Annotated in this window: 19 protein-coding genes and 1 other annotated feature; all 19 genes read left to right on the plus strand. The window is 47.1% G+C overall.

What is annotated here, in order from left to right; translation table 11 throughout:
• Positions 1 to 426 carry a Mini-ribonuclease 3 gene (locus tag FZD51_RS23815; protein ID WP_148976996.1) on the plus strand — a complete coding sequence of 142 codons (426 nt, stop codon included), beginning with the start codon at positions 1 to 3 and terminating at the stop codon, positions 424 to 426.
• On the plus strand, positions 423 to 1,166 hold the full coding sequence (gene rlmB / locus FZD51_RS23820; RefSeq protein WP_009791548.1) for a 23S rRNA (guanosine(2251)-2'-O)-methyltransferase RlmB: 744 nt from the start codon (positions 423 to 425) through the stop codon (positions 1,164 to 1,166). The genes FZD51_RS23815 and rlmB overlap by 4 nt, the downstream gene beginning before the upstream one ends.
• Positions 1,167 to 1,169: 3 nt before the next feature.
• Positions 1,170 to 1,679: an NYN domain-containing protein gene (locus FZD51_RS23825; protein WP_009791549.1), complete on the plus strand. Its 510-nt coding sequence runs from the start codon at positions 1,170 to 1,172 to the stop codon at positions 1,677 to 1,679.
• Positions 1,680 to 1,772: 93 nt separating this feature from the next.
• On the plus strand, positions 1,773 to 2,411 hold the full coding sequence (gene sigH, locus FZD51_RS23830; protein WP_009791550.1) for an RNA polymerase sporulation sigma factor SigH: 639 nt from the start codon (positions 1,773 to 1,775) through the stop codon (positions 2,409 to 2,411).
• Positions 2,412 to 2,525: 114 nt separating this feature from the next.
• On the plus strand, positions 2,526 to 2,669 hold the full coding sequence (rpmG, locus tag FZD51_RS23835; RefSeq protein ID WP_009791551.1) for a 50S ribosomal protein L33: 144 nt from the start codon (positions 2,526 to 2,528) through the stop codon (positions 2,667 to 2,669).
• Positions 2,670 to 2,726: 57 nt separating this feature from the next.
• Positions 2,727 to 2,897, plus strand: a complete 171-nt coding sequence (gene secE, locus FZD51_RS23840; protein ID WP_009791552.1) for a preprotein translocase subunit SecE — start codon at positions 2,727 to 2,729, stop codon at positions 2,895 to 2,897.
• A 238-nt stretch (positions 2,898 to 3,135) separates the two neighbouring features.
• Positions 3,136 to 3,669, plus strand: a complete 534-nt coding sequence (gene nusG / locus FZD51_RS23845; RefSeq protein WP_009791553.1) for a transcription termination/antitermination protein NusG — start codon at positions 3,136 to 3,138, stop codon at positions 3,667 to 3,669.
• Between the two features lie 174 nt (positions 3,670 to 3,843).
• Positions 3,844 to 4,269 (plus strand): 50S ribosomal protein L11, encoded by a 426-nt coding sequence (gene rplK / locus FZD51_RS23850; protein WP_141195060.1) that lies wholly within the window; start codon positions 3,844 to 3,846, stop codon positions 4,267 to 4,269.
• Positions 4,270 to 4,435: 166 nt separating this feature from the next.
• Positions 4,436 to 5,134, plus strand: coding sequence for a 50S ribosomal protein L1 (gene rplA, locus FZD51_RS23855; protein WP_148976997.1), 699 nt, complete (start codon positions 4,436 to 4,438; stop codon positions 5,132 to 5,134).
• A 50-nt stretch (positions 5,135 to 5,184) separates the two neighbouring features.
• Positions 5,185 to 5,322: a sequence feature (ribosomal protein L10 leader region), on the plus strand.
• Between the two features lie 32 nt (positions 5,323 to 5,354).
• Positions 5,355 to 5,855 carry a 50S ribosomal protein L10 gene (gene rplJ / locus FZD51_RS23860; RefSeq protein ID WP_148976998.1) on the plus strand — a complete coding sequence of 167 codons (501 nt, stop codon included), beginning with the start codon at positions 5,355 to 5,357 and terminating at the stop codon, positions 5,853 to 5,855.
• Positions 5,856 to 5,904: 49 nt separating this feature from the next.
• Positions 5,905 to 6,270 (plus strand): 50S ribosomal protein L7/L12, encoded by a 366-nt coding sequence (gene rplL, locus FZD51_RS23865; RefSeq protein ID WP_022543217.1) that lies wholly within the window; start codon positions 5,905 to 5,907, stop codon positions 6,268 to 6,270.
• A gap of 121 nt (positions 6,271 to 6,391) precedes the next feature.
• Positions 6,392 to 6,994, plus strand: a complete 603-nt coding sequence (locus tag FZD51_RS23870) for a class I SAM-dependent methyltransferase (protein WP_148976999.1) — start codon at positions 6,392 to 6,394, stop codon at positions 6,992 to 6,994.
• 301 nt (positions 6,995 to 7,295) lie between these two features.
• The gene (gene rpoB / locus FZD51_RS23875) at positions 7,296 to 10,856 is read left to right on the plus strand and encodes a DNA-directed RNA polymerase subunit beta (RefSeq protein ID WP_035401163.1); all 3,561 of its coding nucleotides are present in this window, start codon (positions 7,296 to 7,298) and stop codon (positions 10,854 to 10,856) included.
• Between the two features lie 111 nt (positions 10,857 to 10,967).
• Entirely contained in the window at positions 10,968 to 14,567 is a 3,600-nt protein-coding gene (rpoC, locus tag FZD51_RS23880) for a DNA-directed RNA polymerase subunit beta' (protein WP_148977000.1), read from the plus strand.
• 202 nt (positions 14,568 to 14,769) lie between these two features.
• Positions 14,770 to 15,018, plus strand: a complete 249-nt coding sequence (locus FZD51_RS23885; protein ID WP_148977001.1) for a 50S ribosomal protein L7ae-like protein — start codon at positions 14,770 to 14,772, stop codon at positions 15,016 to 15,018.
• A 102-nt stretch (positions 15,019 to 15,120) separates the two neighbouring features.
• Complete coding sequence (gene rpsL / locus FZD51_RS23890; protein ID WP_009791334.1) at positions 15,121 to 15,543, plus strand: 30S ribosomal protein S12; 423 nt, start codon at positions 15,121 to 15,123, stop codon at positions 15,541 to 15,543.
• 47 nt (positions 15,544 to 15,590) lie between these two features.
• On the plus strand, positions 15,591 to 16,061 hold the full coding sequence (gene rpsG / locus FZD51_RS23895; protein ID WP_009791333.1) for a 30S ribosomal protein S7: 471 nt from the start codon (positions 15,591 to 15,593) through the stop codon (positions 16,059 to 16,061).
• Between the two features lie 51 nt (positions 16,062 to 16,112).
• Positions 16,113 to 18,191, plus strand: a complete 2,079-nt coding sequence (gene fusA / locus FZD51_RS23900; RefSeq protein WP_148977002.1) for an elongation factor G — start codon at positions 16,113 to 16,115, stop codon at positions 18,189 to 18,191.
• A 117-nt stretch (positions 18,192 to 18,308) separates the two neighbouring features.
• Entirely contained in the window at positions 18,309 to 19,496 is a 1,188-nt protein-coding gene (gene tuf / locus FZD51_RS23905) for an elongation factor Tu (RefSeq protein WP_148977003.1), read from the plus strand.
• Positions 19,497 to 19,514 lie beyond the last annotated feature (18 nt).

Below are 19,514 nucleotides of genomic sequence, written 5' to 3' on the forward strand. Positions count from 1 at the left end.
ATGCTCCGCTATGAAAATAAAGTCAATGAAAAGCAGCTGAACAGCCTTGCGCTTGCCTATATGGGCGACGCTGTATTTGAGCAGTATGTACGGAATCACTTGATCCAGAAGGGGACCGTGAGGCCGAACTTCCTTCATAAAGAGGCGACGGCTTATGTATCCGCCAAGGCGCAGTCCTATGTGATCCATAAGTTCCTTGAAGCGGATTTTCTGGACGATGAGGAAGCTGCCGTTGTCAGGAGGGGGCGGAACGCCAAGTCCGGAACCATCCCGAAAAACACTGATGTGCAGACATACCGGTACAGCACTGCATTTGAAGCGCTGATTGGCTATCTATATTTATCTGGAGCGGAGGAGCGGCTGGAGGAAATCATCTCTGCCGCCTTCCTTCACGCCGAAGAAAGGAAAGGGGGGCAAGGAAAGTGAGCCAGGATTTTATTATTGGGAAAAACCCCGTGCTGGAAGCCTTAAGGGCAGAGCGGGATATCAACAAGATTTTTATAGCAGAAGGATCCCAGGGCGGGCAAATGCAGCAGGTGATCGGCCTTGCCAAAACAAACGGGGTGCTTGTGCAGTTTGTGCCGAAGAAGAAGCTTGACCAGATGGCAGAAGGAATTCACCAGGGCGTCGTGGCAGCCGTCGCGGCCTATGAGTACGCAGAGGTGGATGATCTCTTCGCGGCAGCGGAGAAAAAGAATGAAGCTCCGTTTTTCCTGCTGCTGGATGAGATTGAAGACCCCCATAACCTGGGCTCCATCATGAGGACGGCAGATGCTGTCGGTGCACATGGCATCATCATTCCGAAAAGAAGGGCAGTGGGGCTGACCGCCACCGTGGCGAAAGCATCGACCGGTGCAATCGAGCATATCCCCGTCGCAAGAGTGACCAATTTGGCCAGGACGATTGATGAGCTGAAGGAAAAAGGTGTCTGGATCGCCGGAACGGATGCAAAGGGAAGCGAGGATTACCGCCGTTTTGACGGGACTATGCCGCTGGGCCTTGTGATCGGCAGTGAAGGAAAGGGGATGGGCCGCCTGATCCGCGACAAGTGCGATTTTCTGATCCATTTGCCGATGGCCGGGCATGTAACATCTCTGAACGCTTCTGTCGCAGCAGCACTTTTAATGTATGAGGTATACCGCAAACGCCATCCGCTAGAGGGATAAAAGATGGACATCCTTATAGTGGACGGCTATAACATCATTGGCGCCTGGCCTGATCTCAGGGAGCTGAAGAACAAGGATCTTGGTGCAGCAAGGGACAAGCTTGTAGAAAAGATGGCGGAATTCCAGGGTTACTCAGGATACCGGGTCATCATCGTCTTTGATGCCCATTATGTCAAAGGGACAGAGAAAAAGTTCAAGAATTATAAAGTCGAGGTCGTTTTTACAAAAGAAAATGAGTCAGCAGATGAACGCATTGAAAAGCTCGCCATCAGCCTGAACAACATCAAAACTCAAATCCATGTCGCCACGTCCGATTATACCGAGCAATGGGCCATTTTCGGACAGGGCGCCCTGCGCATATCCGCGCGGGAGCTGCTGATCGAGATGGAGAGCACGGAAAAAAGAATCGAAAAAAAGGTGAAGAAAATCCAGGAAAAAAAGCCGGTTTCAAAGATCCCGCTCACTGATGAAGTGGCAGAAATTTTTGAAAAATGGCGCAGGGGACAGAAATGAGCGGTTGACGCTCAAAATTTTCCTGCTGTATAATATTTCTATCCAGTGGTTTGTGCGGTCAGGGGGATCTGTGTGAGTACCGATTTCAAGACGATGATCAACGAAGAGGAAAAGAATTATCTTCAGCTCGAAGATGAAGAGATAATTGAATTGGTTCACAGGGGCGAGAGCGAGGCTTTGGATTATCTGATCCAAAAGTACCGGAATTTCGTGCGTGCCAAGGCAAGGTCCTATTTCCTGATAGGCGCTGATAAAGAAGACATCGTCCAGGAAGGCATGATCGGCCTCTATAAGGCCATCAGGGACTTCAAAGAGGACAAGCTGTCTTCCTTCAAGGCGTTTGCCGAGCTGTGCATCACCCGGCAGATCATAACAGCGATCAAAACCGCCACCCGGCAAAAGCATATACCGCTCAATTCCTATGTTTCGCTTGATAAGCCGATTTATGATGAAGAATCGGACAGGACGCTGATGGATGTGATCTCCGGCGCCAAGGTAATGGACCCGGAAGAGCTGATCATCAACCAGGAGGAATTCGACAACATTGAAGTGAAAATGTCCGAGCTCCTGAGCGATCTGGAAAGGAAAGTCCTTGCCCTCTATCTTGACGGGCAGTCCTATCAGGAAATCTCCGAGGAGCTGAACAGGCATGTGAAGTCGATCGACAACGCCCTGCAGCGGGTCAAGAGGAAGCTCGAGAGATATCTTGAAGTCCGCGAATTTTCATTGTAAAGCCAATTATTACAAATAGATCCTTATTTCCTATGATTCTGACTCTTATTGACATGATAGGGGTGCCATGTTAAAGTTTGTAAGGAAACAGACAAGCAATAAGAAGGTGCCGATATGAGGAAAAAAGTTGTACTGGCTTGTGCAGAATGCGGGTCCCGCAACTATTCGACCATGAGCAATAAAGAATCAGAGCGTATGGAATTAAAAAAGTTCTGTGATACATGCAAGGCTCATACTGTCCACCGGGAAACAAAATAGCAATAGCACTCATTCATAGATCAGCAAGCAACCCTTGAAAGTTGGAGGTTACGAACCGTGAATTTTTTCCGTGATATTGGACGCGAAATGAGAAAGGTCAGCTGGCCAAAGCGCAAGGAGCTCACCAGCTATACGATAACAGTCCTTGTGACAGTAACGTTCTTCGCCCTTTTCTTCGCCGTTCTTGACTTAGGTATTTCTGAATTGATTCGTTTAATTCTTGAATAACTCCTGTAATCTCATGGTATAATGGAGAATAACACAGGAAACTTCTGCAAAGCCCGGAAACGGGTTTTTTCATTTGCTTAAAAAAAGACAGGCATCCGCGCCTGTTTTGGCCTGGGAAGAGCGGAACTCTTTAAGGGAGCCGGAGGAGATCCGGCCGTGTTCACAGGTATATTGGAAACCTACAGAGGGAAGTTTGATTTTATTTAGACAGGGAGGGAAGGACGAACAGTCCTCTTGAATGGAAAAAAACTGGTATGTAGTCCATACTTATTCAGGTTATGAAAACAAAGTAAAAGCCAACCTGGAAAAACGGGTGGAAACAATGGCGATGCAAGATAAGATCTTCCGCGTGATTGTGCCTGAAGAAGAAGAAACAGATATTAAGAACGGCAAGAAAAAAGTGGTGAAGCGAAAGGTATTCCCAGGTTATGTGCTTGTCGAGATCGTCATGACGGACGACTCCTGGTATGTAGTCCGGAATACGCCGGGCGTCACAGGATTCGTCGGTTCGGCAGGATCGGGCTCAAAGCCGACGCCATTGCTCCCTGAGGAAGTGAATGTTATCCTTAAGCGCATGGGCGTTGATGAAAAGCGCGTGGACATCGACTTTGAAATCGGCGAAACCGTCAAGGTGAACGAAGGTCCTTTTGCGAACTTCACAGGCTCGATCGAAGAGATCGATAAAGACAAAGCGAAGATCAAAGTTCTGGTTAATATGTTCGGCCGGGAAACACCAGTTGAACTCGATTTTACACAAATTGAAAAATTATAGCCTGAAAAACTTGAAATCCGCTTTTAAAAATGTTACTATTTCATAGGTCAGTATGTCTCGGACAACGAGGCTGGACAAATTGATTATGTTCTTTATTTTTAATATAAAGACTACAAGTTGAGTGGGAGGGAAATTCCCTATTACCACATCACGGACTTTAAGGAGGTGTGTCTCGTGGCTAAAAAAGTTATCAAGGTAGTTAAGTTGCAAATCCCTGCTGGTAAAGCAAATCCAGCGCCGCCAGTTGGTCCTGCATTGGGTCAAGCCGGTGTTAACATCATGGGATTCTGTAAAGAGTTTAATGCTCGTACAGCTGAACAGGCTGGACTGATCATCCCTGTTGAAATCTCGGTTTTTGAAGACCGTTCATTTACATTTATTACGAAAACTCCTCCTGCTGCCGTTCTTCTTAAGAAAGCGGCTGGAATCGAGTCTGGTTCTGGTGAACCAAACCGTAATAAAGTAGCAACAGTTAAGCGTGATAAAGTACGCGAGATTGCTGAGACTAAAATGCCTGACTTAAATGCTGCTAGCGTTGAATCCGCTATGCGCATGGTAGAAGGTACTGCACGCAGCATGGGTATCGTCATCGAAGACTGATCCATGCTCGAAGATTAGGTTCTAACGGGGTTGCGGCTGAATTGGATTCACTCGCAACCTTTGTTCTGTAAAGCCCGGGCGCCCGGCCTTTTCGAGGGAGGGCGCCCCTGCTTTTGGGACGTGGGAGGTTATTCCGCTAAAACCACAATTCAAGGAGGAAATAATAATGGCTAAAAAAGGTAAGAAGTATTTAGAAGCTGCTAAGCTTGTAGATCGTTCTAAAGCTTACCCAGTCGCTGAGGCGATTGAGCTTGCTAAGAAAACAAACTATGCGAAATTCGATGCAACTGTTGAAGTGGCTTTCCGTCTTGGGGTTGACCCTAAGAAAGCTGACCAGCAAATCCGCGGAGCAGTCGTGCTTCCAAACGGAACTGGTAAAACTCAGCGTGTATTAGTATTCGCTAAAGGTGAAAAAGCGAAGGAAGCTGAAGCTGCCGGAGCTGACTACGTAGGCGATTCCGAGTACATCAACAAAATCAGCCAAGGCTGGTTCGAATTTGATGTAATCGTTGCTACTCCAGACATGATGGGTGAAGTTGGTAAGCTTGGACGTACATTAGGTCCTAAAGGCTTAATGCCAAACCCTAAAACTGGAACAGTTACTTTTGACGTAGAAAAAGCAGTAAACGAAATCAAAGCTGGTAAAGTTGAGTACCGTCTGGACAAAGCTGGGATCATCCACGTTCCAATCGGAAAGACTTCATTCGAAGATGGGAAGCTTGCTGAAAACTTCAACACGATCTACGATACTATGCTGAAGGTTAAGCCTGCTGCTGCAAAAGGAACTTACGTAAAATCTGTTACTGTAACAACAACTATGGGCCCTGGCGTCAAAGTTGATCCTTCTACAGCTGCAGTAAAATAATACCAATTGACAGCAGCTGGTTTATTTCATATAATCTAAACTGTTGTGAAAATAAAATAACATTTGTACCGTAGACAGCAGGTGCGCAAGCTTAATATCCTGCCGAGGTCATACGATAGATTTTCTCTTGAACGGCTATTGTATACTTCCTCCATGTCTGCAAGATGTGGAGGTTTTTCTTTGGACGGTATGAATGAAAAAATCTACAGGAGGTGTAAGGATGAGCAGCGCTATTGAACAAAAGAAATTGATCGTTGATGAGATTGCCGATAAATTCAAAGCAAGCAAATCAACGATTGTAGTTGACTACCGCGGACTGACTGTTGCAGAAGTAACTGAACTTCGTAAGCAGCTTCGCGAAGCGGGCATCGAGTTCAAGGTTTACAAAAACAGCATGGCTCGCCGTGCTGCAGATGCTACTGAGCTTTCTGGCTTGAACGAAGCACTGACAGGTCCAAATGCAATTGCATTCAGTAATGAAGATGTAGTTGCACCTGCGAAAATCCTAAACGATTTCGCTAAAAAACATGAGGCTCTTGAAATCAAGGCTGGTGTAATCGAAGGCAACATCGCTTCTGTCGATGAAGTTAAAGCTCTTGCTGAACTTCCATCACGCGAAGGCTTGCTGTCTATGCTACTCAGCGTACTTCAAGCACCTATCCGCAATCTTGCTCTTGCTGCAAAAGCTGTTGCAGACCAAAAAGAAGAACAAGGCGCGTAAGCTAGTCTTTTCATAAAAAAACAAACAATCATAAGGAGGAAATATTATCATGACTAAAGAACAAATCATTGAAGCAGTCAAAAGCATGACTGTTCTAGAACTTAACGACCTAGTAAAAGCAATCGAAGAAGAGTTTGGCGTAACTGCTGCAGCTCCTGTAGCTGTAATGGGTGGCGCTGCTGGCGGAGATGCTGCAGCTGAGAAAACTGAATTTGACGTTGTTCTTGCATCTGCAGGCGACCAAAAAATCAAAGTTATCAAAGTTGTTCGTGAAATCACAGGTCTTGGTCTTAAAGAAGCGAAAGAACTTGTTGACAACACTCCTAAGCCTGTTAAAGAAGGCGCTTCTAAAGAAGAAGCTGAAGAAATCAAAGCTAAGCTTGAAGAAGTTGGAGCTGGCGTTGAAGTTAAGTAATGCCAACTTTGAAAAGCCCGCTGCCTAGCGGGCTTTTTGCTTTTTTCTTTTGTATGATTTATAATTCGTCCGAACAGGATGCATGATCCTCAAAGTGTTTCCTCAGGTTGGAGGTGATTCTATGACCGAACATTATTATTCCCGCACATCAAAAACGGAAAGTGACCCTGCTTATTGGGATTTTTCTCTAAGAGGGCATTCCTTCCGGTTTAAAACCGATAATGGTGTATTTTCAAAAAAAGAAGTGGACTTCGGTTCAAGGCTTCTTGTTGAAGCGTTCGAACTGCCGGAGCTGGAAGGAAATATTCTGGATGTTGGCTGCGGCTACGGTCCGATCGGCTTGTCCATCGCCAAAAGCTTTCCGGAAAGGACGGTCCACATGGTTGATGTGAATCTCCGGGCGATCGAATTGGCAAAGGAAAATGCAGCCGGGAATTCAGTCAGCAATGCTGCCATCTATGAAAGTGACCGCTTAACCGGTGTTGGCGGGGGCAAGTTTGCGGCCATCCTGACAAATCCGCCCATACGTGCCGGAAAACAGGTTGTCCATGACATTTTTGAACAAAGCTTTGAGCACTTGCTGCCGGGCGGAGAGCTCTGGGTTGTCATCCAGAAAAAGCAGGGTGCCCCTTCGGCGATCGAGAAACTGGGCTCGCTTTTTTCAGATGTGGAAACCGTAGAGAAGAAAAAAGGCTACTTTATTTTAAAAGCGAAAAAAAGTTGACTTGACTTTTTCTCTATGATAGTATTGTAAAATGCCAACATAATACTTTCCGATTTATTTGCTATTTTGCAGTCGTTCTGTATAAATTTGGCTATAATGGGAAAGCTAATAAAATAATAGTCGAAATGTGAAAATGTGGTTTTTGAGTTGAAAACCCTTTTTCTTTTTGTCTTATGAAAAGTAAAAGCTGTCTGCGCCCGAGGGGGATTGGCAATGCCGGTTTGTATCAATGCCGGTTTCTCTTTTGGACAGGGTGCTTGCGCTTTTCGATAAATAACGCTTGATTTGAGGGGTGAATCAGTTGACAGGTCAACTAGTTCAGTATGGACGACACCGCCAACGTAGAAGTTACGCACGAATCAGTGAAGTTTTGGATTTGCCTAATCTAATTGAAATCCAAACCTCTTCTTATCAATGGTTTCTTGATGAGGGTCTTCGTGAAATGTTCCAGGACATTTCGCCAATTGAAGACTTTACTGGTAACTTATCGCTTGAATTTATTGATTACAGCCTTGGCGATCCAAAGTATTCCGTTGAGGAATCGAAAGAACGAGATGTTACATATTCGGCACCTTTGCGTGTTAAAGTGCGTCTTGTAAACAAAGAAACAGGCGAAGTTAAAGACCAGGATGTCTTTATGGGTGACTTCCCGCTTATGACAGAAACAGGTACGTTTGTGATCAATGGAGCAGAACGCGTCATCGTTTCTCAGTTAGTACGTTCACCGAGTGTATACTATAGCGGAAAGCTGGATAAAAACGGGAAAAGAGGCTTCTCTGCTACTGTTATCCCGAACCGCGGCGCCTGGCTTGAATATGAAACAGATGCCAAGGATGTCGTATACGTTAGAATAGATCGTACTCGGAAACTGCCCGTTACGGTTCTTTTGCGTGCACTTGGGTTCGGCTCTGATCAAGAAATCATTGATTTGATCGGAGACAATGAATATATCCGCAATACGCTGGAAAAAGACAACACAGAAAGTACAGATAAAGCCCTTCTGGAAATCTATGAGCGTCTTCGTCCGGGCGAGCCGCCGACTGTAGAAAATGCAAAAAGCCTGCTCGTTTCAAGATTCTTTGATCCAAAACGCTATGATTTAGCGAATGTTGGACGCTACAAGATCAACAAGAAGCTTCATATTAAAAATAGACTGTTCAATCAGCGCCTTGCTGAGACTCTGGTTGATCCTGAAACAGGCGAAATCATCGCTGAGAAAGGGACTATGCTGGACCGCCGCAACCTGGACCGCATCATCCCTAATCTCGAGAACAATATCGGCTTCAGGACAGCAGCTCCTTCAGGCGGAGTGGTGGAGGACGAGGTCCTTCTTCAATCCATCAAGGTGTATGCCCCTAATGAAGACGGAGAGAAAGAGATCAATATCATCGGCAATGCTTATGTCGAGGAAGCGGTCAAGAATATCGCACCTTCTGATATCATTGCGTCCATTGGCTATTTCTTCAACCTTCTTCATGGAGTCGGCGATACCGATGATATCGACCACCTGGGGAACAGACGTCTTCGTTCAGTAGGCGAACTGCTCCAGAACCAGTTCCGAATCGGACTTTCCAGGATGGAACGTGTTGTCCGCGAGAGGATGTCCATCCAGGATACAAATACAATTACACCGCAGCAGCTGATCAACATCAGGCCTGTGATCGCTTCTATCAAAGAGTTCTTTGGCAGCTCACAGCTTTCACAGTTCATGGACCAGACAAACCCGCTTGCCGAGCTGACGCATAAGCGCCGTCTATCTGCATTGGGGCCTGGCGGTCTGACTCGTGAGCGCGCCGGCTTTGAAGTCCGTGACGTTCACTATTCACACTATGGCCGTATGTGTCCGATTGAAACGCCGGAGGGACCGAATATCGGTCTGATCAACTCACTGTCATCCTTTGCAAAGGTAAACCGCTTCGGATTCATCGAAACGCCTTACCGCCGCATCAACCCTGAGACTGGCAGAGTGACAGACCAAATCGATTACCTGACAGCTGATGAAGAAGATAACTATGTTGTTGCACAGGCGAATGCGCGTCTTGGCGATGATGGTACTTTCCTTGACGATGAAGTCGTTGCGCGTTTCCGCGGGGAAAATACAGTTGTGCCGAAAGACCGCGTCGACTATATGGATGTTTCTCCTAAACAGGTAGTATCAGCTGCAACAGCTTGTATTCCTTTCCTTGAGAACGATGACTCCAACCGTGCCCTCATGGGAGCGAACATGCAGCGTCAGGCTGTGCCATTGCTGCAGCCTGAAGCACCTCGTGTAGGTACAGGAATGGAGTATGTGTCCGGGAAAGACTCCGGTGCAGCTGTCATCTGCAAGCACGAAGGAATCGTCGAGCATGTTGAAGCTCGTGAAGTCTGGGTGCGCCGCATTTCCGAGGTCAATGGCCAGGAAGTCAAAGGCGACCTTGATAAATACAGGATGCTGAAATTCATCCGTTCCAACCAGGGAACATGCTATAACCAGCGTCCGATTGTTGCTGTCGGGAACCGTGTGACAAAAGGCGAGATCCTTGCTGACGGACCTTCCATGGAGCTTGGCGAGCTTGCGCTTGGCCGCAATGTGCTTGTTGCCTTCATGACATGGGACGGCTATAACTATGAGGATGCGATCATCATGAGCGAACGCCTTGTAAAAGACGACGTTTATACTTCCATCCACATTGAAGAATATGAATCAGAATCAAGAGATACAAAGCTTGGGCCTGAAGAAATCACCCGCGACATCCCGAATGTCGGTGAAGATGCCCTCCGCAATCTTGATGAGCGCGGAATCATCCGTACGGGTGCTGAAGTAAAGGATGGCGACCTGCTTGTCGGTAAGGTTACTCCTAAGGGTGTAACAGAGCTGACAGCCGAAGAACGCCTTCTGCATGCCATCTTTGGCGAGAAAGCCCGTGAAGTGCGTGATACTTCCCTTCGTGTTCCTCACGGAGGAGGCGGAATCGTGCTTGATGTCAAAGTCTTCAACCGTGAAGATGGAGATGAGCTGCCTCCAGGCGTGAACCAGCTTGTACGTGTTTATATCGTTCAGAAGCGTAAGATCTCCGAGGGAGATAAAATGGCAGGACGCCACGGAAATAAAGGGGTTATCTCCCGGATCCTTCCGGAAGAAGATATGCCTTACCTTCCAGATGGCACACCTGTCGACATCATGTTGAACCCATTGGGGGTTCCTTCCCGTATGAACATCGGGCAGGTGCTTGAGCTTCACCTCGGCATGGCTGCGAGGGCGCTCGGCATTCACGTTGCTTCACCGGTATTCGATGGAGCGCGCGAGGAAGATGTCTGGTCAACAATTGAAGAAGCCGGCATGGCCCGTGATGCTAAGACAGTCCTGTACGACGGCCGTTCGGGAGAACCGTTCGACAACCGTGTATCTGTCGGCGTCATGTACATGATCAAACTGGCCCACATGGTTGATGACAAGCTCCATGCCCGTTCAACCGGCCCTTACTCACTTGTTACGCAGCAGCCTCTTGGCGGTAAAGCCCAGTTCGGCGGACAGCGTTTCGGGGAGATGGAGGTCTGGGCGCTTGAAGCTTACGGTGCAGCCTATACATTGCAGGAAATCCTGACAGTTAAATCAGATGACGTAGTCGGACGTGTGAAAACGTACGAAGCGATTGTCAAAGGCGAGAATGTACCTGAGCCGGGAGTGCCGGAATCCTTCCGCGTATTGATGAAAGAGCTTCAGAGCTTGGGTATGGATGTTAAGATCCTGTCAGGCGATGAAAAGGAAATTGAAATGCGCGACCTTGAAGACGACGATGATGTGCAGCAGGCTGAATCGCTGACCATTGCGCCGGATACAGAGGAAGCAAACACTGAAAAAGTAGCTAGCAAAGAATAAATAGAATAACTATATAAATTTGACTGCCGCTCCGCCTAAGGCGGAGGGCGGCATATTATTGCCGGATTAGCAATAAGGGTATAACCCGAGATTGAAAGGGAGGTAGGCCCCTTGCTGGATGTAAACAATTTTGAGTATATGAAGATCGGTCTTGCTTCACCTGATAAGATCCGTTCCTGGTCTTTTGGTGAAGTCAAAAAACCTGAAACAATCAACTATCGTACATTAAAGCCTGAAAAAGACGGCTTATTCTGCGAGCGTATTTTCGGACCTCAGAAAGACTGGGAATGCCATTGCGGAAAATACAAAAGGGTGCGCTATAAAGGCGTAGTCTGCGACCGATGCGGAGTGGAAGTCACCCGTGCGAAGGTTCGCCGCGAAAGAATGGGCCATATCGAGCTTGCTGCTCCTGTATCGCATATCTGGTATTTCAAGGGCATCCCGAGCCGCATGGGCCTTGTTCTGGATATGTCACCGCGTGCGCTTGAAGAAGTCATCTACTTTGCTTCATATGTAGTAACTGATTCCGGCGATACAGCATTAGAGAAAAAACAGCTATTGTCTGAGAAGGAATACCGCGCTTACCGTGAAAAGTACGGCAATAAGTTCCAGGCATCCATGGGTGCAGAATCCATCAAGAAGCTGCTTTCCGATATCGACCTGAACAAAGAAGTAGACGCGCTTAAAGAAGAACTGACAACTGCACAGGGCCAGCGCCGTACTCGCGCCATCAAGCGCCTTGAGGTACTTGAAGCCTTCCGCGGATCTGGAAATGAACCATCATGGATGATCCTGGATGTACTTCCTGTCATTCCGCCTGAGCTTCGTCCGATGGTTCAGCTTGACGGCGGAAGATTCGCTACTTCTGACCTGAACGATCTTTACCGCCGTGTCATCAACCGGAACAACCGCCTGAAGCGCTTGCTGGATCTCGGTGCTCCAAGCATCATCGTCCAGAACGAAAAGCGTATGCTCCAGGAAGCTGTTGACGCCTTGATTGACAACGGCCGCCGCGGACGTCCTGTAACAGGTCCCGGGAACAGGCCGCTTAAGTCTCTTTCACACATGCTGAAAGGGAAGCAGGGGCGTTTCCGTCAGAACCTGCTTGGAAAGCGTGTTGACTACTCCGGACGTTCTGTTATCGTAGTAGGCCCTAACCTGAAAATGTACCAGTGCGGTCTGCCGAAGGAGATGGCGCTTGAGCTGTTCAAGCCTTTCGTCATGAAGGAATTGGTGGAAAAAGGACTGGCTCACAATATCAAATCAGCAAAACGCAAAATTGAAAGAGTCCAGCCTGAAGTATGGGATGTGCTTGAAGAGGTAATCAAAGAGCACCCGGTTCTGCTGAACCGTGCACCTACTCTTCACAGGCTCGGAATCCAGGCCTTTGAACCAACATTGGTTGAAGGGCGCGCAATCCGTCTCCATCCGCTTGTATGTACAGCATACAATGCCGACTTTGACGGTGACCAAATGGCGGTCCACGTACCGCTGTCATCTGAAGCACAGGCAGAAGCACGCCTTCTAATGCTTGCGGCTCAGAACATCCTGAACCCTAAGGATGGAAAACCTGTTGTTACACCTTCCCAGGATATGGTACTTGGTAACTATTACCTGACTATGGAAAGAGAAGGGGCAGTAGGAGAAGGAATGGTCTTCAACGATACAAGCGAAGCACTGCTTGCTTATCAGAACGGCTATGTCCACCTCCATACCCGCGTAGCAGTTAATGCAGGCACACTGAACAATGAAACGTTCACAGAGGAACAAAGGAAAAAGCTTCTGATCACGACTGTCGGAAAGCTCGTTTTCAACGAAATCCTGCCGACTTCATTCCCGTACATCAATGAGCCGACAAAGACGAATCTTGAAGAAGAGACGCCTGCCCGCTACTTTGTAGAACGGGGAACTGATGTAAAAGAAGCTATTAAAAATATGCCGCTTGTTGATCCTTTCAAGAAGAAAATCCTTGGAAACATCATCGCGGAAGTGTTCAAGCGCTTTAAGATCACTGAAACATCCAAAATGCTCGACCGCATGAAGGATCTCGGTTTCAGACATTCCACTAAAGCCGGCATCACAGTCGGTGTGGCGGATATCGTCGTTCTTAAGGAAAAGCAGGAAATCATTTCTGAAGCACAAGGCAAGGTTGATAATGTCCTTAAACAGTTCAGGCGCGGTCTCATCACTGAGGATGAGCGCTATGACCGTGTCATCTCCATCTGGAGTGCCGCTAAGGATATAATCCAGGCCAAGCTGATGAAATCCCTGGATAAATCCAATCCGATCTTTATGATGAGTGACTCCGGTGCCCGTGGTAACGCATCTAACTTTACACAGTTAGCCGGTATGCGCGGACTCATGGCCAACCCGGCCGGCCGGATCATCGAACTTCCGATCAAGTCCAGCTTCCGTGAAGGATTGACAGTACTCGAGTACTTCATTTCCACACACGGAGCGCGTAAAGGTCTGGCGGATACAGCGCTTAAGACAGCTGACTCCGGCTATCTGACACGCCGTCTTGTTGACGTTGCGCAGGATGTCATCGTCCGCGATGATGATTGCGGAACAGACAGAGGCTTGCAGATCAGCGCCCTCAAGGATGGCACAGAAGTGATCGAAGCGCTGGATGAGCGCCTCATTGGCCGCTATGCGCGCAGAGATATCAAGCATCCTGAAACAAACGCTGTAATCGTAAAAGAAAATGATCTTATCACAGAAGATTTGTCTGTTGAAATCGTGGAAGCAGGCATTGAGACTGTATGGATCCGTTCCGCCTTTACCTGCAACACGCGTCATGGCGTATGTAAGAAATGCTACGGGCGCAACCTGGCAACAGGCCAGGAGGTTGAAGTGGGCGAAGCTGTCGGAATCATCGCAGCACAATCCATCGGTGAGCCTGGAACACAGCTTACTATGCGTACTTTCCATACAGGAGGCGTAGCAGGAGACGATATTACACAAGGTCTTCCGCGTATCCAGGAAATTTTCGAAGCGCGTAACCCTAAAGGGCAGGCTGTCATTTCAGAGCTTGAAGGTGTTGTCGTCGGCATCAATGAAGGCCGTGACCGCCAGCATGAAATTGTGGTGCAGGGCGAGGTTGAATCCCGCACATATACTGCTCCATATACCGCACGCCTGAAAGTGGCTGTTGATGACAGGGTAGACCGCGGACAGGAATTGACCGAAGGTTCTATTGACCCTAAAGAATTGATTAAAGTAAGAGATGTAAATGCTGTACAGGAGTATCTGCTTCGCGAAGTGCAGAAGGTATACCGTATGCAGGGTGTTGAAATCGGCGATAAGCATATCGAGGTAATGGTCCGCCAGATGCTTCGCAAGGTGCGTGTCATCGATGCAGGAGAAACAGAAGTGCTGCCTGGCTCGCTTCTTGATATCCACCAGTTCACAGATGCCAATGAAAAGGCTCTGTTAAACGGCAAAATGCCTGCGACCGGCCGTCCGGTGCTGCTCGGTATCACCAAAGCTTCACTTGAGACGGATTCCTTCCTGTCAGCCGCTTCCTTCCAGGAAACAACAAGGGTGCTTACAGATGCTGCCATCAAAGGCAAGCGCGATGAATTGCTCGGTCTTAAAGAGAATGTCATCATCGGTAAACTGGTCCCTGCCGGAACTGGAATGCAGCGCTACCGCAGGGCTGAACCATTCACTGCGGAAGAAGCATCCGAAGAAACAGTTACAGTGGAATAAAAGAAATGCGGTGCCTGCCGAAAAGGGGGCACCGCATTTTATAATAAAGCCATAGCAGGAGAATCGGTGCAGGTTCATAGATAGACTGATTGGAAATATGCATGATTCTAAAAAAATATCAGCCGTGTTGTTGACAATATTCCTGTGCGATGGTACTATAGCAAAGGTGCTCCTATTTACCGGATACTTTGGAGGATATATCATGTCTTATGATAAAGTATTGCAGGCAAGAAATATTATAGTAGGAACAAAGCAAACAGTAAAAGCTCTGAAATCAGGAACAATCAGCGAAGTGCTGATCGCTGAAGATGCAGACCATAGGGCTGTTGAAAAAGTGATCAATGCAGCGCTTGAATATAAAGTTCCGGTCACCCGGGCCGGCTCGATGAAATCATTGGGAAAGGCCTGCGGAATCGACGTAGGTGCGGCAGCTGTTGCAATATTTATTTAAAAACTGTTTTTGTAGATGAAGATCTGCAAGGACTTTGTTTTTGCAACAAAATGAACCACCTGGATGTGTGGGCTTACACAAAAGACGAAGGGAGGAAAAATCATGCCTACAATTAACCAATTAGTGCGCAAGCCTCGTAAGACAAAAGAGGAAAAGTCAAAATCACCTGCGCTTAACAAAGGTTACAACAGCTTCAAAAAAGCACAAACTAACGTATCATCTCCACAGAAACGCGGTGTATGTACTCGTGTTGGTACAATGACTCCGAAGAAACCAAACTCAGCGTTGCGTAAATATGCTCGTGTACGCTTGACTAACGGAATCGAGGTTACTGCCTACATTCCTGGTATCGGACACAACCTGCAAGAGCACAGCGTAGTATTAATCCGCGGCGGACGTGTAAAGGACTTACCTGGGGTACGTTACCACATCGTGCGCGGCGCGCTTGACACTGCCGGTGTTAACAACCGTATGCAAGGCCGTTCTAAATACGGTACTAAGCGTCCTAAAGCAGCTAAAAAATAATGATAGACCACAAATAATATTCAGTTTTTTCGAAAGGAGGAAATTACATGCCACGTAAAGGTCCTGTAGCAAAAAGAGACGTATTACCAGATCCGATTTACAATTCAAAGCTAGTTAGCCGTCTTATCAACAAAATGATGGTTGATGGCAAGAGAGGTAAATCTCAAGCTATTCTTTATTCAGCATTTGATATCATCAGCGAGCGCAGCGGAAAAGAGCCAATGGAAGTGTTCGATCAAGCACTTAAGAACATCATGCCGGTTCTTGAAGTAAGAGCGCGCCGTGTAGGTGGTGCGAACTATCAAGTACCAGTTGAGGTGCGCCCAGACCGCCGTACGACTCTTGGTCTTCGCTGGTTGGTTAACTATTCTCGTCTTCGCGGTGAGAAAACAATGGAAGAGCGTTTAGCTAATGAAATCCTTGACGCTGCCAACAACACAGGTTCTTCTGTGAAGAAGCGTGAAGATACTCATAAAATGGCTGAAGCCAACAAAGCATTCGCTCACTACCGCTGGTAGGATTGAACCCACAAACAAACTATTACATTTACTAGGAAGGAGAAAGACCCAATGGCAAGAGAGTTCTCCTTGGATAATACTCGTAATATCGGCATCATGGCCCACATCGATGCCGGTAAAACAACTACGACTGAGCGCGTACTTTACTACACTGGCCGTATCCACAAAATCGGTGAAACACATGAAGGTGCTTCACAGATGGACTGGATGGAACAGGAGCAGGAACGCGGTATCACAATCACTTCTGCAGCAACAACTGCACAGTGGAAGGGCCACCGTGTAAACATCATCGATACACCAGGACACGTAGACTTCACAGTTGAAGTTGAGCGTTCACTTCGTGTACTTGATGGTGCAGTAGCAGTCCTTGATGCACAATCAGGGGTTGAGCCTCAGACTGAAACAGTTTGGCGCCAGGCTACTACTTACGGTGTACCACGTGTGGTATTCGTAAACAAAATGGATAAGCTGGGTGCAGATTTCCTTTACTCACTCGGTACACTCCACGATCGTCTGCAAGCCAATGCAGCAGCTATCCAGCTGCCGATCGGTGCTGAAGACCAGTTCGAAGGAATCATCGATCTGATCGAGATGAAAGCGACTTTCTACGGCAACGACCTTGGAACAGACATCGAAGACCGTGAAATCCCTGAAGAATACAAGGCGCAAGCTGAAGAATACCGTGAAAAGCTGATTGAAGCGGTAGCAGAGCTTGATGAAGAATTAATGGAGAAATACCTTGGCGGTGAAGAAATCACTAACGATGAGCTGAAAGCAGCTATTCGTAAAGGTACTGTAAACGTTGAATTCTATCCTGTAATCTGTGGATCAGCGTTCAAAAACAAAGGTGTTCAGAAAATGCTTGATGCAGTAATCGACTACCTTCCGTCTCCACTGGATGTACCTGCGATCAAAGGTACTCTTCCGGATTCTGAAGAAGAAGTTACACGTCCTTCAAGTGACGATGAGCCATTCTCAGCTCTTGCATTTAAAGTTATGACTGACCCTTATGTCGGTAAGCTTACATTCTTCCGTGTATACTCTGGTACATTGAGCTCAGGTTCATATGTACAGAACTCTACTAAAGGCAAGCGTGAGCGTGTAGGACGTATCCTGCAGATGCACGCCAACTCCCGTGAAGAGATCTCTCAAGTATACGCAGGGGACATTGCTGCTGCCGTAGGTCTTAAGGATACTACTACTGGTGACACTCTCTGTGATGAGAAGAACCTTGTAATCCTTGAGTCCATGGAATTCCCTGAGCCGGTTATCCAATTGTCCATCGAGCCTAAGTCAAAGGCTGACCAGGACAAAATGACAACTGCTCTTCAAAAGCTTCAGGAAGAAGATCCTACATTCCGTGCGCACACTGACCAGGAAACTGGACAGGTTATCATCGCAGGTATGGGTGAACTTCACCTTGATATCCTTGTTGACCGTATGAAACGTGAATTTAAAGTGGAAGCAAACGTTGGTGCACCTCAGGTTGCATACCGTGAAACTTTCCGCGCTTCAGCTAAGGTTGAAGGTAAATTCGCACGCCAATCTGGTGGACGCGGACAATTCGGACACGTTTGGATCGAATTCTCTCCAAACGAAGAAGGTAAAGGCTTTGAATTTGAAAACGGCATCGTCGGCGGTGTTGTTCCTCGTGAATACATCCCGGCCGTTCAAGCTGGACTGGAAGATTCACTTGACAGAGGTGTTCTTGCCGGATATCCGCTAGTTGATATTAAAGCAAGACTGTTCGACGGATCTTACCATGATGTCGATTCATCAGAAATGGCGTTCAAAATTGCCGCTTCAATGGCACTGAAAAACGCTGCTTCTAAATGTAACCCTGTTATCCTTGAGCCAGTCATGAGGATAGAAGTTATCATTCCAGAAGAATATCTGGGAGATATCATGGGTAACGTCACTTCCCGTCGTGGACGTGTAGAAGGTATGGATGCCCGCGGCAACGCTCAAGTTGTCCGTGCAATGGTTCCACTGTCTGAGATGTTCGGATATGCAACTTCCCTGCGTTCAAGCACACAAGGCCGTGGAGTATTCTCCATGCACTTTGACCACTATGAAGAAGTACCAAAGTCGATTTCTGAAGAAATCATCAAAAAAAATAAAGGTGAATAATTGATTTTACCTTTATAATCAAGTATAACTACTATTGTAGAACCAAGCTGCTGATCGGCTTGCCTGTCAGCAGCTCTAAAATACTTAACTTTTTAAAATTAAAGGAGGATTTTCCTAATGGGTAAAGCTAAATTCGACCGTTCAAAACCCCACGTTAATATTGGTACAATTGGTCACGTTGACCACGGAAAAACAACTCTAACTGCTGCTATCACTACAGTTCTTTCTAAGACTGGTGGAGCTGAAGCACGCGCTTACGATCAAATCGACGGTGCTCCAGAAGAAAGAGAGCGTGGAATCACAATCTCTACTGCACACGTTGAGTATGAAACTGCTAGCCGTCACTATGCACACGTTGACTGCCCAGGACACGCTGACTATGTTAAAAACATGATCACTGGTGCTGCTCAAATGGACGGCGGTATCCTTGTAGTATCTGCTTCTGACGGCCCAATGCCACAAACTCGTGAGCACATCCTTCTTTCCCGTCAAGTAGGTGTACCATACCTTGTTGTATTCATGAACAAGTGTGACATGGTTGACGACGAAGAGCTTCTTGAACTAGTAGAAATGGAAATCCGTGACCTTCTTTCTGAGTATGAGTTCCCTGGCGATGACATTCCTGTAATCAAAGGTTCTGCTCTTAAAGCTCTTGAAGGCGACGCTGCTTGGGAAGAGAAAATCAACGAGCTTATGGCTGCAGTTGACGAGTACATCCCAACTCCAACACGTGACACTGACAAGCCATTCATGATGCCTGTTGAGGATGTATTCTCAATCACTGGCCGTGGTACTGTTGCTACAGGACGTGTTGAGCGTGGACAGGTTAAAGTCGGTGACGTAATCGAAATCATCGGTCTTACTGAAGAGCCAAAATCAACAACTGTAACAGGTGTTGAAATGTTCCGTAAACTTCTTGACTTCGCAGAAGCTGGTGACAACATCGGTGCCCTTCTTCGTGGTGTAGCACGTGAAGACATCCAACGTGGTCAAGTTTTGGCTAAGCCAGGCTCAATCACTCCACACGTAAAGTTCAAAGCTGAAGTTTACGTTCTATCTAAAGAAGAAGGTGGACGTCACACTCCATTCTTCACTAACTACCGCCCTCAGTTCTACTTCCGTACAACTGATGTAACTGGTATCTGCAACCTTCCTGAAGGTGTAGAAATGGTTATGCCTGGCGACAACATCGAAATGACTGTTGAGCTTATCGCTCCAATCGCTATCGAAGAAGGTACTAAGTTCTCTATCCGTGAGGGTGGACGTACTGTAGGCGCTGGCGTTGTTGCTACAATCACTGAGTAATCTTTGATTGATATATAA

Source organism: Bacillus infantis, from assembly GCF_008180445.1.
In the GTDB taxonomy this organism is placed as follows: Bacteria; Bacillota; Bacilli; order Bacillales; family Cytobacillaceae; genus Bacillus_AB; species Bacillus_AB infantis_B.